The following is a 15,099-nucleotide window of genomic DNA, read 5'->3' on the forward strand; positions in this document are numbered from 1 at the left end:
GCATGAAACAGAAGATCATTAGAACAAACTATATGTTGCTGAAGAGTCTAATGCTGGGAATCATCTTGTTAACCACCGCCTCTTGTAAAGGTGGTGGTGATGATACCCCTCAAAAGACTCCTCAAGAAATAGCCCAGGAAGTAATGGAAGCTACCTGGAGCCTGGAAAATGGAGGGTCTATAACCCTGGATGGCAGCAATGTCTCTAACCGCTATGAAGGCTTTACCCTTCGTATAGGAAATAAAACCTACACCACTACCAATGCTGGAGAACTTTTTCCTGCTACAGGAACATGGAACTGGGTGGGAACATCGGACGACCAGGTAACTACAGAAAGCGGTAAGGAAATAACCATTACCGAGCTAAGCTCTACTCGTTTTGCCTTTTCATTTAGAAAAACCGACCAAAACGTGGCAGCAGGCGTACCCGGCAATTATGTGGTTACTCTTACCAAGTAACCTGACAAAACTTAAAAGCATACGCTGTTTTTTTAAAAAAATACCTAGATCAGGGTATTGAGTACGGAAGTAATCTGTGAGACCTTTACATCGTCAGTAAAGATTCATATAGTAGTCTGATTTAGTTGAGTCTCTTGGAAATGGGAACCGCAGAAGGTGGTTCCCATTTACCCCTAACCCTGAAACCCTATGACTGAAAAAGCCATCAATACCATTTCAAAATTTGTAAGCAAGGTTTCTGATAATTTTGAGGTAATTATTCTTGTGGCCGTTATACTTTTTATTCTGCTCTAGCTCCATAAGCCGCAATATCCCAACCCCACTATTGCACACCTGTCTGATTACCTTCCTCCCGCGCACAACCCTTTTAATTATCACTCCTCTCTTTTTAGAAAGAATCATTTTATGGGGTTACAATTTAGATTGCATAGAACTAAACTTCTATCATAAGCTGCGTTTTACAACACCTTATAAGAGCCATTGATGAAGATACAAATGGTAGCAAGGCATAATTGGTGTCATAAGGAAGTAACCCTGTCATTTTAATTAGTGGTCCGGGAAAAAAATTGTATACCATAGCAACAAAAAAGGCCGGTAAATTACCGGCCTTTTCGCAATATCTATGAATAGGAATTATCCTTTCAGCACTTTGGCCATGGTTTCACCAATATCTGCAGGAGATTTTACTACATGGATTCCACATTCGGCCATAATTCTCATCTTGGCTTCAGCAGTATCTTCAGCACCTCCAATAATGGCACCGGCATGGCCCATTCTTCTACCCGGAGGAGCTGTTTGGCCGGCAATAAAGCCAACTACAGGTTTTTTATTTCCGGTAGACTTAATGTACTCTGCAGCCTGGGCTTCGTAGTTTCCACCAATTTCACCAATCATAACAATGGCATCGGTTTCATCATCTTCCATCAACAGCTGCACCGCATTTTTAGTTGGTGTGCCAATAATTGGGTCGCCACCAATACCAATGGCAGTAGAAATTCCCAAACCGGCTTTAGCCAATTGATCAGCAGCCTCATAGGTTAGGGTTCCTGACTTGGAAACCAGCCCTACTCTACCCTTCTTAAACACAAAACCGGGCATAATTCCGACTTTGGCTTCTTCCGGAGTAATGACTCCCGGGCAGTTAGGACCAATAAGAGTAACATCTTTTCCTTTAAGGTATTCTTTGGCCACAACCATATCTTTTACAGGAATACCCTCAGTAATAGCAATGATTACCTTAATGCCGGCATCGGCTGCTTCCATAATGGCATCGGCCGCAAATGCCGGTGGAACAAAAATGATCGAAACATCCGCTCCTGTTTCTTTCACGGCATCGGCTACGGTATTAAAAACAGGTCTGTCTAAGTGCGATTGGCCACCTTTTCCCGGTGTTACACCACCAACCACATTCGTTCCATATTCTATCATTTGACCTGCGTGGAATGTACCTTCAGAACCGGTAAATCCCTGCACAATCACTTTTGAATCCTTATTCACTAAAACGCTCATTGCTATGGGTTTAAATTTGTGGCAAAAATAGAACATAATATCGCACGACCAAAGGGAATATTGAGTATCGAACAGTGTTCCATCAGCTCAATTGGCCGTTTGTCTGGTACATTAGATCATTAACAGATTTTAACCGAAAATTTTTATTCTTATTGAAACCATTTGAGCCTACAGAGCGTCTAATAGACAGAAGTTAATTCTGAAAGAAAGGAGCCCAATAAAGCTCATCAGAATTTAATTCCAGGAGAAGACGTTTAAAACATAGTTAGTTAGTTTTTAGTATTTTAAGGTTGAAGATGAGAAAAGCCCCAAATGGGGCTTTTTTCGTTGATGGGCCTATCCCCGACTAAACAAACAGGCCTTCACTCCATCAAATTTTTATACTATTTTCGGTCTTCACGAAAAGCACAATCACCTTGAAAGAACCACAGTTTTTTGGAGCAAAACTGTTTGGCCTGATTGCCGGGCCGCTCTTGTTTTTCCTTATCCAGTTTATTCAACCTGGCGATGCCCTGAGTGCCGAAGCATGGAAAGTGATCGGTATAGCCCTTTGGATGATTATATGGTGGATTACCGAAACCGCTCCTATACCGGTAACAGCTTTGTTGCCTATTATTCTTTTTCCATTGACCGGGGTGTTTACGGTAGATGAAGCCACTGCTCCCTATGCCAACAAAATCATCTTTCTATTTATGGGAGGCTTTATGCTTGGTTTGGGTATGGAAAGGCACAATCTGCACAAGCGAATTGCCCTAACCCTTATAAAGAAAACCGGCACTAACCCCAATGGCATCATTTTAGGCTTTATGCTTACTACAGCTTTTATATCTATGTGGATTAGCAACACAGCCACCACCGTTATGATGCTCCCCATAGCCCTATCTATCACCCAGTTGTTAGACATTGATGAAAGCGCAACCAAAGGCAAAAGGCGTTTTGCTCTGGGGCTAATGCTAGGAATTGCCTATGCAGCCAATGTGGGTGGAACTGCAACTATTATTGGAACTCCGCCCAATGTGGCCTGGGTAGGCTTTATGAACGACATGATCGGTTATGAGATAACCTTCGCGCGCTATCTTATGATTGGCCTCCCCATTTGTTGTCTAATGCTGACCATCAGCTATTTGGTTATTACCAAAGTAATGTACCCGAGTGGTCTCAAATCATTGTCCGAATCGGCCGAAGTAATTGATGAACAATTAAAAAGCCTTGGTAAAATTTCGAAACCCGAGAAATATGTAGCGGCCATATTTGTGCTTACAGCCCTTACATGGATTTTGAGAGGAAGCATTAACAACTGGTTAAACACCGATCTACTAAACGACTCGGTGATAGCGGTAACAGGTGGTACTCTTATGTTCATTACTCCCATAAAGCTTAAGGAAAACAAGTTCCTGCTCGAATGGGAATATACCCGTAAACTACCCTGGGGCATACTCTTGCTTTTTGGAGGCGGGCTCACACTGGCCAAAGCCATGGAGAAATCGGCCATAGTAGAGTTTGTGGGAGAGAGTATTGCCGGGGGAGGCGAATTAAATACCATTCTACTAATTGCCGGGCTAACGGCCTTCATGCTTTTTATGACCGAAATTATGAGCAATGTAGCTCTCACAGTCATCTTTGTTCCAGTGGTTATAGGCATATCGCAAACACTCGACATGAATCCGGTATATCTCACTCTACCGGTTACCCTTGCCGCCAGCTATGCCTTTATGATGCCTATCTCCACGCCCCCCAATGCAATTGTTTTTTCCAGCGGAATGATACGCATGAAAGAAATGATTAGGGCAGGTCTGGTGCTCAATCTTATAGCCATTGCCTTGCTTGTACTTCTTTCTCAAACACTCTTACCTCTGGTTTACTAAGATGAAAGAAGCAACCAAAATTTTCGATCGGCTAGTTCAGGAAAGAAGGTCGGTAAGAATCTACGATCAAGAAGCTCCATTCGATGATGAAGCTGTACAGAGAAGTATTGAAAGAGCCGTTCTAGCCCCAAATAGTAGCAACATGCAGCTTTGGGAGTTCTACAGGGTTGAATCAGATGAGGCCAAAAAACAGGTAGCCTGGATGTGTATGAACCAAAAGGCGGCCAAAACAGCCCGAGAACTGGTAGTGGTGGTAGCCCGCAGAGACCTTTGGCGAAAAAGGCAGAAAGCATTGGTTCAGGAAATGAAAAGAGTCTATCCCGATGCTAAGTCTAAGCAAGCACAGCGGGCTATGAACTACTACAGGAACCTTATACCCAAGTATTATTGGAGCGACTGGTTCGACCTTTGGGGCTTTCTTAAAAAGTGCATTTACTTTTTTGTTGGCCTCAAGCGCCCAATGGTGCGCCATGGCAATCGAACGGATATCCGAATTTCTGTTCATAAAAGCGCTGCACTTGCAGCTCAAAACTTTATGATGAGCATGAAGGCCGAAGGTTATGATACTTGCCCGATGGAAGGAATGGACTCCCTCAGAATCAAAAGCTTCCTAAGACTTCCCCGAAAGGCTGAGATCGTAATGGTTATTGGTTGCGGGCCTTCGGCAGAAGGAGGCATTTATTCTGAAAGGTTCAGAATTCCGAACGAAGAAGTCATTTTCCGGGTATAGATAGTCCTACCTTTGGGTTTAAAGCTACCCTATATCTTTTGTTATCGGAAAATATACCTCATCTTCAGAGGTAGTAGGCATTTTAGATACTGAACTATTTCACCATATTTAAATAACCAATTATTGTATTATGAATTCAAGACGCACAGTTTCCCTACTGGTCATTTTTTGTTTACTAAGCACTACCTCATGTATGGAAATGCTCGAAAGAGTCTTTTTCCGATCCAATGGAGGTGGCACATACACCTTTGCCATCAATATGTCCGGAATGAAGTCTTTGCTTGCCGGCTATGGTGAAGAGCTGGATATGAAAGACCTGATGAATGAAATAAAAATGGGGGACTCCACCTTAACCCGAAAAATGGGAGGTATAGAAGGTATTAGTAACATTAAAGCCAACTTCGACACCACCAATTTTACTATTGAAATGTCGTTTGAATTTGCTAACCTCGAAGCACTTAACCAAGGCATCAGTGCCTATTATCACGATGAATCATCTCCATTGGACATAGAGCAATACACACTTTATGAACAGAAAGGGGGCGAAATAATTCGTACCAACCAGAATGTAATGTTAGATCAAATCATGAAATCCATTAAAGAAGAGGCTGGTGGTTCTGAAGAACTAGACATGGAGTTTGTAGAAATGTTTCTGTCCGATATGAAGTATACCCAAGAGATCTCGTTCGAAAACGAAATCAAAAAATTTTCTAACGATGAGTATACGCGCACAAACAGTAACACCATTACTTGGACCAAATACCTCTTTAATAAACTCGATGTTAAATCGAATATTGGGGTAAAAGTGAAAACAAAATAGAGATACACATTTAAACCCTCCCCTTAATTCAAGGGGAGGTGGTTGAAGACCGGAGAGATCACTTCTTCTTCATACTCATATCAGAATCCCTCTTCGCCTTAAACTCAGAACCTTCATTCCATTGTGGCCAGTAGGTTTCATTGGCCAATCTGTAGCCCACGTTAAAGAGTAACTTGGCATCTTGAACGATACCTTTTAAGTCCCATTCCTCCGGCTCATAGTTATCTTGAGGCTGATGATATTTTACTGCGAGATACTCCTTCGTTTTCTCTTCAATATACTCCACACCTTTCTCCTTAGACTCATAAGAACCAGAAGCATACAATGCAGGAATACCCACTTTAGCAAAGTTGAAATGATCTGATCGGAAGAAGTAGCCTTTTCCTGGATCGGGGTCAGGAATAACGTATCTCCCTTGTTTCTCAGCAGCCGTTGTCGCATAATCATCTAGCTCCGACTGGCCATAACCTGTAATGGTCAGATCTTTCATTTCGCCATAAGCCGGCAGGCCATCAATGTTGATATTCGCTACGGTTTGGTTAGGAGGGAAAATCGGGTTTTGAGCGTAGTATGCCGAACCAAGAAGTCCCTGTTCTTCGGCCGTCACGAAAAGGAAGACCACCGATCGTTCCGGCTTTTTCTCCAGCCCGGCAAAGGCTTCGGCAATAGCCAATAGGCCAGTGGTACCGGAAGCATTGTCATGAGCCCCATTGTAAATGGAATCGCCATCGATTGGTTCGCCCACACCCAGATGATCCCAATGCGCTGAATAGATAATGTATTCGTCTGGTCTTACAGAGCCTTTTACGATACCCACTACATTTCTCGACATATCACGCTTTACTTCGTTAGTCACACTAACCGAAGCAGTTAAGCCCATAGGAATAGGTTTGAAATCTTTGGTTTTGGCTATCTCAGAATAGTCTTTAATTCCGGCAGCTTTGAATAATTCAACTGCAGTATTTCTGGTAATCCAACCTTGAATTGGGCATTTGTAGCCGGCATTCGGATCGTCAAGATTTAGTTTGGAACCTGTCCACGAGCTTTGAACTACCAACCAAGGGTAACCAGCCGGAACAGTTTCATGAACTATCAATACACCAGCAGCGCCTTGTCTGGCAGCCTCTTCATACTTATAAGTCCATCGACCATAGTAGGTCATTTCTTCTCCTTTGAAAAAAGTGGAATCACCAGAACTAAAACCCGGATCGTTCACCAAAACCACCACAGTTTTGCCTTTTACATCCAGCCCTTCATAGTCATTCCATCCATATTCGGGAGCTACAATGCCATAACCGGCATATACCAACTCAGAGTCTTCAATACCCACAACCTCGTCCGTTCTCTCGGTATAAACCACCACATCTTTCATGGTTTCGAAGGTCATGGTTTGACCCTTGCCTTTGACCACCATGGTTGGTGATTGCGTTCCGGTAATTTCTACCAAAGGTACATCCTGAAAGTATGAGTCGCCATTACCGGGAGCCACACCCATAGCCTTTAATTCGGACTCCAGATAATGAATGGTTTTCTCCTCCCCTTCCGTAAAAGGCTTTCTACCCATAAAATCATCGGAAGCCAATACCTGCAAATGCCTGTCGATAGATAGCGTGTCCATCTGAACATCGAGCTCTGCGGTTTCAGTGGATGAACCTCCACAGGAATAAATCAAGGCCAGAACAGCCAGAAGCGATATATTTTTGAATAGTCTCATAAGTCTGCTTTGTGCTTTGAAGTTATGGAAAATTAGTTCTCAATTAAAACTCCTACCCTCAATAGAAAACAACCAGCAATGGCATGATTTGAGAGGGATTATAATTAACTTGAAGCTATGTCTACTCCCTTAGCTGAAGATAAAGCAAAGTTGATTTCGAAGATCAATGAAATAAAGGATCAGTCTGTGATAGACGACCTCATGCGTCTACTTGCCATAAATTCCGATGATTCTATTTATCTCTTATCAGATGGGCAGCGTGCCAACATCATGGAGGCTCGGGAACAAATCAAAAAAGGGCAAGGAATAGACTCAGGGCAAGCCGACCATGAAATTGACCAATGGTTAAACGAGTAATTTGGTCGCCAAGAGCTCAAACAGAGCGTAAGGAAATTCTAGATTTTTGGTTCAAAAGAAACAAAAGCAAAACATACTCCCGAAAGCTCAATAGATTATTCAAAGAAGCAATAAACCTAATTATCGATTACCCCGAAATTGGCAAGCGAACTGATTTGGAGAATGTTCGAGCCAAAATAATTCGTGATTACATTATGTTCTATGAAATCAATGTTGATGAATTATTCATTCTTTCGATTTGGGATACTCGACAAAATCCAGAGAATCTTGAATTGAAATAATAATTCAACCTTTGCGCCCTTAGCGTTTTTTGCGGTTAATCTTCACCACAGAGTTCGCGGAGATCGCAAAGGTCACTTCCGTCCTCAAGCTTCAAGCTTCCGACTTCACGCTTCAAGCTTAGTAGCCGTACTTCTCCTTCCACATAGCTTTCAAGCGTTTACGCATTTCATCTTCGCGTGCATTACTTCCCGGATCGTAAAGTTTAGTGCCTTTTATTTCCTGAGGCAGAAACTCTTGCTGCACAAAGTTTCCCGGATAATCATGGCTGTACTTATAGCCTTGACCATAACCTTCTTCCTTCATCAGTTTGGTTGGGGCATTGCGAATAGGCATTGGAATGGACAAATCACCGGTTTTTCGAACTAAATCTTGTGCCTTATTGATCGCCATATAAGCCGCATTGCTTTTAGGCGATGAGGCCAGATAAGTCACAGCCTGAGAGAGTATAATCCGACCTTCAGGGTAGCCAATCATATTCACGGCCTGAAAGGCATTGGTTGCTATTACCAAAGCAGTAGGGTTGGCATTGCCAATATCTTCTGAAGCCAGAATCACCAGCCTGCGCGCAATGAATTTGATATCCTCACCACCTTCAATCATTCGGGCCAAATAATACACTGCAGCATTAGGGTCGCTTCCACGAATGGATTTAATAAAAGCTGAGATCACATCGTAATGCATATCTCCGGCTTTATCATAAGTCGCTACTCGTTGCTGGGCAATGTCTTTGACCAACTCATCAGTGACCACGGCCGGATCGTCTTCAATATTCTGAACTACCAGATCTAGCAGATTGAGCAATTTGCGAGCATCTCCACCTGAAATATTAAACAGTGCCTGCGTTTCTTTCAGCTCTACTTGTCGCTTGCTGAGGATTTCATCCTTTGCCAAAGCCTGCTCTATCAAACGGAACAAGTCTTCTTTAGAAAGTGCCTTGAGCGTATACACCTGGCTTCTCGATAGCAAAGCGGAATTCACTTCAAATGACGGGTTTTCGGTAGTGGCACCAATCAGCGTAATATCTCCCTTTTCAACAGCCCCAAGCAAAGCATCTTGCTGCGACTTGTTGAAACGGTGAATTTCATCGATAAAAAGAATAGTATTCGACTGAAACTTGGCCTTTTGTATTACCTCTCTTACTTCTTTCACTCCTGAACTAATAGCACTCAGGGTAAAAAACGGAGCTTTAACGGAGTTGGCAATGATATTGGCAATGGTGGTTTTACCCACACCCGGTGGTCCCCAAAGAATCATAGATGGGATTCTGCCTGCGTTAATAGCTCTTCGCAAAACTCCCTCCTTTCCTACCAGATGCTCCTGTCCAATCAGGTCATCAAGCGTTTGAGGCCTCACTCTTTCGGCAAGCGGTTTTCGGGTAAAATCCATGCGGCTAATTTAAGTTCTCTAAGCTAGAAGGAAACCTTCGTGCCTGAAAATCGACAGAATTATTTCTAAGCTCGAAACTGCCATCAAGTCGTCCGACCGCTTGTAGCGGTCGGACGACTAAGCAACATTCCGGTAACTAAGTCAGGGACAGAAAGGACTTTGACCCCAACCCTTCCCGAGGCTTCGGGAGGGCAAGGCGATGAAGCTTTTCGACTTGATAAAGCTAAAGTCCCCTTTAGGGGATTTAGGGGTACTATTTCAATCCAATCGTTGGTAGAAAAAAGTAAATTTTCAGGAACATGATCACTGTTTATTCGGTTCAAGATTGTAATAGTTGTTACTTCTTCAAAGTATGCGTGCTATACCTTTGAAGAAGCTTTTCCACCCCTAATACAACCATTATGGATGTAGAAATCTTAGCCCGAATCCAGTTTGCCTTCACTGTGGCCTTTCACTACATCTATCCACCCTTGAGCATTGGCCTCGGACTGGTCATGGTCTTTATGGAAGGGCAATACCTTCGAACCAAAGACAAGACTTATGAGGTACTCACTAAATTCTGGACAAAGATCTTCGCCCTGACTTTTGGCATTGGAGTAGCCACCGGAATTGTAATGGAATTTGAGTTCGGCACCAATTGGGCCACTTATTCACGGTTTGTAGGCGATATTTTCGGGAGTGCTTTGGCGGCCGAGGGAATCTTTGCTTTTGCTCTGGAAAGCGGTTTCTTAGGCATTTTACTCTTTGGTTGGAACAAGGTAAGCCCTCGGGTACATTTTATCTCCACCGTAGGAGTATGGCTGGGCAGTATGTTTTCAGCCATCTGGATTGTAGTGGCCAACAGTTGGCAACAAACACCGGCAGGTTATCATGTAGTAGGAGAAGGAATCAATGCCCGGGCGGAGGTCACCGACTTTTGGGCAATGGTTTTCAATCCATCGAGCATTGAAAGAATTCTCCATGTATGGATTGGTGCTTTTCTGGCCGGAGCATTTCTCATCATCTCCGTTCATGCCTATTATCTACTCAAAGGAAGGCATGTAGAGCTTTCCAAAAAGGCCATCAAGATTGCACTAGGCGTTGCACTGATTTCTTCTTTAGCACAACTCGTTACCGGTCACGCTTCTGCTGAAGTCGTGGCTGAATATCAGCCGGCCAAGCTAGCGGCTATGGAGGGGCACTTTGAAGAAAACGCCCCTGCTGATCTATACCTGTTCGGCTGGGTAGACAAAGAATCGAAAGAAGTAACAGGCTTAGCTATTCCCGGAGGCACCAGCTTCTTAACTCATCAGGATTTTAATGCACCCATACGTGGTTTGGACAGCTTTCCTCAAGATGAGATTCCAACTCAGATCAATGCAGTTTTTCAATTCTATCATATCATGATTGCCATAGGAATGGGCTTAATCGGTCTAACTATTCTGGCCACATTCTATTGGTGGAAGGGCAATTTATTTGATCAAAAATGGCTTTTAAAAATATTGGTGATTTCGGTACTGCTTCCGCAAATAGCCAATCAGGTGGGTTGGTTTACAGCAGAAATGGGCAGACAACCTTGGGTGGTTTATGGGCTTTTGAAAACTTCGGATGCTTTGTCTGAAGTAGTCACGGCAAATCAGGTATTGTTCTCCCTTATCCTATTCTTTATGATTTACGCTTTGCTTTTCACCTTATTCATTTATCTATTGAATAAAAAGATTAAGCACGGCCCTGATGAATCGCCATTGATGGATCAAAGGCCAAGACAAAGAGATGTAAGCAACGCATTTAGCAACTAATATGGGAACGTTCATAGGCATAGAATACTCAACCTGGTGGTTTCTTGTGGTAGGAGCCCTGTTCTCTGGTTATGCCATTTTGGATGGCTTCGATCTGGGTGCTGGCGCATGGCATTTATTCTTTAAAAAGGAAGAAAGCAGGAGAATCGCCTTGAACGCTATCGGTCCGGTTTGGGATGGAAATGAGGTTTGGTTGGTGATTGGTGGCGGTGCACTCTTTGCCGGTTTCCCTGTGGTATATGCCAATATGTTTTCGGCCATGTATATTCCCTTTATGCTGTTTTTGGCCGCCCTGATCTTTCGCGCGGTGGCTATAGAGTTTAGATCCAAAGAAGAAATGGCGTGGTGGCGAACCATGTGGGACGTGAGCTACAGTGTGAGCAGTATTTTACTGGCCTTGCTCTTGGGCATTGTTTTAGGGAACATCCTCATTGGAATTCCACTAGATGAAAACAAGCAATTCACAGGTCATTGGCTGAGCTTCCTGAACCCTTATGCGATTATGGTTGGGGTCACCACACTAGCTGCATTTATGATGCATGGCGCTATTTATCTCGGCATGAAAACCAAAGGAAAGCTCTATGCTCAGGTCTATCAGTTTCTGAAAAGAGCCATCATCTTTTTTATTGTCAGCTTTGCGATGGTAACGGTTTACACCCTCATCTACATTCCACATCTAACAGACAAAATCAGCAGAAACCAGTGGATGTTTATTATTCCGGTAATTGCCTTTTTGGCTATCGCTAATATTCCGAGACTTGCCACCAAGAAAAAATTCCTTCAGGCATTTCTATTTTCTTCACTCACATTGGCCATGCTGTTAGTTATTGTGGCCTTAGAGCTTTACCCAACCATCATTTACAATACAGCCGACCCAGCACATCACATTACAGTCTCCAATGCAGCATCTTCATCAAAATCCCTAAAGATCATGCTGATCATGGCCGCTATCGGCATTCCATTGATTGCCACCTACACTTACTTTGTCTACAAAACCTTCTGGGGCAAAGTGGAATTGGATGAGCATAGTTATTGATAAGACGGAAGTCGTTAATCGGTTAATCGGAAACCAGAAAACACGTTTGAAATTCAACCCTTGTTAGTCAATTTAAATGATATCCTCCTCCGCCCTTTGGGCACCGCCTCCAGAGGAAGACATCAGTGCCATCTTCAGACCGCTATAAGTTCATCTACCTCTATCCGGCTTCTGACCTCTGAAGTCTGACATCTATTCTACGAAGACATTAAACTATGAACCTTGAACAAGTAAATTCCACTCCCGAGGAATTTCTTCCGCTCCCTTAAAAGCTCCGGTTCTAGCCATAACCACAGCGTACTTTTGATCATCACAAAAACTCAAAATGTTATGAAAAAAGTAGTTGTACGATTGATAGCAATAATCGCGTTTGTAGTTGGCTTGCAGGTTCAGGCCTCTACCCCCTCTAAACTTAATGCTAGAGTCATTGGTGAAGGTCAGCCCATGATTATGATTCCTGGACTCACCTGCGATGGAGCTGTTTGGGATTCAACCATAGAAGCCCTGGGTGACAAGTATCAATATCATGTTCTCACACTGCCAGGTTTTGCAGGTCAGGCTCCATTGGCAGATGTGGAAGCCGGTTTCTTCAGTCAAATCAAGTCATTGGTATACCAGTATATAGAAGACAACAAGATTGAAAAGCCGATCATTGTTGGCCATAGCTTAGGCGGCTTCCTGGCGCTTCAAATAGGCATAGAAAAGCCTGAACTGGCAGAAAAGCTGGTGGTAGTGGACGCACTACCGTTTATGACGGCCATTCAGATGCCCACCGCAACAGAAGAGAGTGCCAAGCCATTTGCTCAGAATATGAAAACTCAAATGAAAGCCGCAGCCAGCCAGACCGATGAACAAAAAAGAACCTTTCAGCAGATGCAGTTGCAAAGCCTCATCCGCAACAAAAAGTACATTGAAACAGCGACCAACTGGGGTGTTTCCAGCGATATGAACACCGTTGCCCAAGCCATGTACGAGATGTACACCACTGATATTCGTGCCGATTTGGCCAAAATTAAAGTACCCACTTTAGTATTGGGCGCATGGGCGGCCTATGAGTCTTATGGTTCGACCAAAGAGAGTGTTATGAACATGTATAAAGCTCAATATGCCAAGCACCCAAATCTGAAACTAGATATTTCCGAAGGTGGCTACCACTTCATTATGTGGGACGATCCCGAGTTCTTTCTCAACTGGCTCAACAAATTCTTGTAACAGAAAAGAGGGGTAGTGTCTGCGAAGATTCACTACCCCTATCTTGAGGGTAAAACATAAAAATTGTATACAAATACAACAGTCCCTTTCTGAAGATTTAGGAGAGAAAAGATTTATTTCAAACTTTACCCAATTGAAAAGTCATTTTTTAAGATGAACAAGCGTGTAGTCTATTGGATTTGCCAGGTTGGAGGCTGGGGGCTTTATACCCTCTTTCTCATTGGCATGATTGCCCTGTTTGGGGGAGAAAATTCCATTACTCGTTCTACGCTCATTTTACAGTCCATTATCTATGTGTCGTTAATTTTATTTTCACACCTCTTCCGTCTTCACATCCAAAGAAAAAACTGGTTAGACCTAAGCATTGGCAAGCTCATACCAAGGGCCATTCTTGGCACCTTTATTACTGCCACACTAGCTCAAATTTTCATCCACATAATCATATACCTATTAGTACCACTTTCAGGAATATCCGGTTTTAGTTGGGGAGGTTTTGTGGGGTATGTCTTCAACATTTTTCTGGTTCTTATTCTTTGGGCCGCTATCTATTTCATCATAAAATTCATCGAAAAGAACCGTAACTCTGAGCTGGAAAAACTAGAACTAAAATCGGCCTTGCAAGAAGCTGAGCTAATGATTTTGAAGAACCAGGTAAACCCCCACTTTCTCTTCAATGCCCTCAACAACATTCGGTCACTCATCTTGGTAGAACCTGAAAAGGCCCGCAAAATGGTAACTCATATATCCGATCTGCTGAGATACTCCATTCAGTTCAATGCCTCAGAAAAGGTTGGGCTTAAAGCCGAAATCGAGATAGTGAAAGACTATCTGCAATTGGAATCCATACAATTTCAGGAGAGGTTGCGCTATACTTTTACTATCGACCCGGAAACAGAAAACGTTCAAATCCCTCCTATGGCCATTCAGTTATTGGTTGAAAATGCCATCAAGCACGGACTTTCAACCCAAAAAGGAGGAGGAGAAATACACATAAAGACTAATATTGAACAGAACCACCTGCTTATAGAAGTAACTAACAGTGGCCAACTAAAACCAATACAAAAAAGAGAAGGCGTTGGGCTGAAAAACCTGGTTGAACGCATGAAGATTCTCTTCGGACACTTTGCTGAATTCAGACTTGAAAATAGCAGCAAGGAAACCGTCACGGCCACCTTAAAGATTCCACTAAAATGAAGGCACTTATAGTAGACGACTCTCAACTGGCCCGACAGGAACTAAAACACCTGCTCAAACACTTTAGCCACGTTCATATTATAGGCGAAGCAGAAAATGCTGAACAAGCATTAACCCTTATAGAGGAAAAACAGCCTCAACTGCTATTTCTAGATATTCAAATGCCCGATAAAGACGGCTTTGAACTGCTGGAAGAACTAATCGATGTGCCAGAAGTAATTTTCACCACGGCATTCGATCAGTATGCCATGCAAGCCTTTGATCATAATGCGCTCGATTACCTTCAAAAACCCATCAAAGAAGAACGGCTGAGTTTAGCACTCGAAAGAGCTTCTGAGAAAATTCGTCTGCGAGAAGAAAAAGAAAGCAAGGTCAAGCTTTTGGGACTTTCCAGCCAGGTGTTTGTAAAAGATGGCGAGCAATGCTGGTTCGTGTCTCTTGCCAATGTGCGCATGATGGAAATTATGGGAAGCTACACCCGAATTTTCTTCAACAACCAACAACCCATGATCCCCCGTTCGCTCAACTACATGGAGTCCCGGCTCGATCCGGAAGTATTCTTCAGAGCCAACCGCCAACAGATTATCAACCTCAAATATATCGACCGAATTGAACCGTGGTTCAGCGGAACATTAAAACTATACCTGAAAGGTGGTGAAGAAGTAGAAGTGAGCCGCAGACAGAGCATTCGCTTTAGGGAAATTATGAGCTTTTAATAGCAATATGCCCAACAAAAGTTCATGAATGAATTATAAGTT

Annotated in this window: 14 protein-coding genes; 11 read left to right on the plus strand and 3 right to left on the minus strand. The window is 43.1% G+C overall.

The features are described from left to right. Positions 1-2 precede the first annotated feature (2 nt). Positions 3-458 carry a hypothetical protein gene (locus tag B3O12_RS00270; RefSeq protein WP_189628271.1) on the plus strand — a complete coding sequence of 152 codons (456 nt, stop codon included), beginning with the start codon at positions 3-5 and terminating at the stop codon, positions 456-458. Positions 459-1,091: 633 nt separating this feature from the next. On the opposite strand, the gene sucD is transcribed toward B3O12_RS00270, so the two are convergent. Then, entirely contained in the window at positions 1,092-1,967 is an 876-nt protein-coding gene (sucD, locus tag B3O12_RS00275; protein WP_189628272.1) for a succinate--CoA ligase subunit alpha, read from the minus strand. 416 nt (positions 1,968-2,383) lie between these two features. On the opposite strand from sucD, the gene B3O12_RS00280 reads away from it, so the two are divergent. The 3 genes from B3O12_RS00280 to B3O12_RS00290 all read left to right on the plus strand — a co-directional run bounded on the left by B3O12_RS00280 (position 2,384) and on the right by B3O12_RS00290 (position 5,382). Further along, positions 2,384-3,832, plus strand: coding sequence for an SLC13 family permease (locus B3O12_RS00280; RefSeq protein ID WP_189628273.1), 1,449 nt, complete (start codon positions 2,384-2,386; stop codon positions 3,830-3,832). Between the two features lies 1 nt (position 3,833). Further along, positions 3,834-4,562, plus strand: coding sequence for a nitroreductase family protein (locus B3O12_RS00285; protein ID WP_286754882.1), 729 nt, complete (start codon positions 3,834-3,836; stop codon positions 4,560-4,562). Between the two features lie 130 nt (positions 4,563-4,692). Beyond that, positions 4,693-5,382 carry a hypothetical protein gene (locus tag B3O12_RS00290; RefSeq protein WP_286754883.1) on the plus strand — a complete coding sequence of 230 codons (690 nt, stop codon included), beginning with the start codon at positions 4,693-4,695 and terminating at the stop codon, positions 5,380-5,382. A gap of 58 nt (positions 5,383-5,440) precedes the next feature. Here B3O12_RS00290 and B3O12_RS00295 read toward each other — a convergent pair whose 3' ends face one another. Beyond that, entirely contained in the window at positions 5,441-7,096 is a 1,656-nt protein-coding gene (locus B3O12_RS00295; protein ID WP_286754884.1) for a M28 family metallopeptidase, read from the minus strand. 117 nt (positions 7,097-7,213) lie between these two features. On the opposite strand from B3O12_RS00295, the gene B3O12_RS00300 reads away from it, so the two are divergent. Beyond that, positions 7,214-7,453 carry a hypothetical protein gene (locus B3O12_RS00300; RefSeq protein WP_286742664.1) on the plus strand — a complete coding sequence of 80 codons (240 nt, stop codon included), beginning with the start codon at positions 7,214-7,216 and terminating at the stop codon, positions 7,451-7,453. Continuing rightward, complete coding sequence (locus tag B3O12_RS00305; protein WP_286754885.1) at positions 7,438-7,734, plus strand: type II toxin-antitoxin system RelE/ParE family toxin; 297 nt, start codon at positions 7,438-7,440, stop codon at positions 7,732-7,734. The genes B3O12_RS00300 and B3O12_RS00305 overlap by 16 nt, the downstream gene beginning before the upstream one ends. Positions 7,735-7,852: 118 nt before the next feature. Here the strand turns inward: B3O12_RS00305 and B3O12_RS00310 are convergent, their stop codons facing one another. After that, a complete protein-coding gene (locus B3O12_RS00310; protein WP_286742669.1) occupies positions 7,853-9,121 on the minus strand; it encodes a replication-associated recombination protein A in 1,269 nt (422 codons plus the stop codon). Positions 9,122-9,522: 401 nt separating this feature from the next. Between B3O12_RS00310 and B3O12_RS00315 the strand changes: the two genes are divergently transcribed. The 5 genes from B3O12_RS00315 (at position 9,523) to B3O12_RS00335 (ending at position 15,057) form a co-directional block, all read left to right on the plus strand. Continuing rightward, a complete protein-coding gene (locus B3O12_RS00315) occupies positions 9,523-10,899 on the plus strand; it encodes a cytochrome ubiquinol oxidase subunit I (RefSeq protein WP_286754886.1) in 1,377 nt (458 codons plus the stop codon). Position 10,900: 1 nt separating this feature from the next. Beyond that, positions 10,901-11,935, plus strand: a complete 1,035-nt coding sequence (gene cydB / locus B3O12_RS00320; protein ID WP_286754887.1) for a cytochrome d ubiquinol oxidase subunit II — start codon at positions 10,901-10,903, stop codon at positions 11,933-11,935. 330 nt (positions 11,936-12,265) lie between these two features. Continuing rightward, the gene (locus B3O12_RS00325; protein ID WP_189628281.1) at positions 12,266-13,147 is read left to right on the plus strand and encodes an alpha/beta fold hydrolase; all 882 of its coding nucleotides are present in this window, start codon (positions 12,266-12,268) and stop codon (positions 13,145-13,147) included. Between the two features lie 153 nt (positions 13,148-13,300). Continuing rightward, the gene (locus B3O12_RS00330; protein WP_189628282.1) at positions 13,301-14,341 is read left to right on the plus strand and encodes a sensor histidine kinase; all 1,041 of its coding nucleotides are present in this window, start codon (positions 13,301-13,303) and stop codon (positions 14,339-14,341) included. Beyond that, positions 14,338-15,057 (plus strand): LytR/AlgR family response regulator transcription factor, encoded by a 720-nt coding sequence (locus B3O12_RS00335; protein WP_286754888.1) that lies wholly within the window; start codon positions 14,338-14,340, stop codon positions 15,055-15,057. The genes B3O12_RS00330 and B3O12_RS00335 overlap by 4 nt, the downstream gene beginning before the upstream one ends. The last annotated feature ends 42 nt before the right edge of the window (positions 15,058-15,099 follow it).

Source organism: Roseivirga sp. UBA838 (assembly GCF_002296035.1).
Lineage (GTDB): Bacteria > Bacteroidota > Bacteroidia > Cytophagales > Cyclobacteriaceae > Roseivirga > Roseivirga thermotolerans.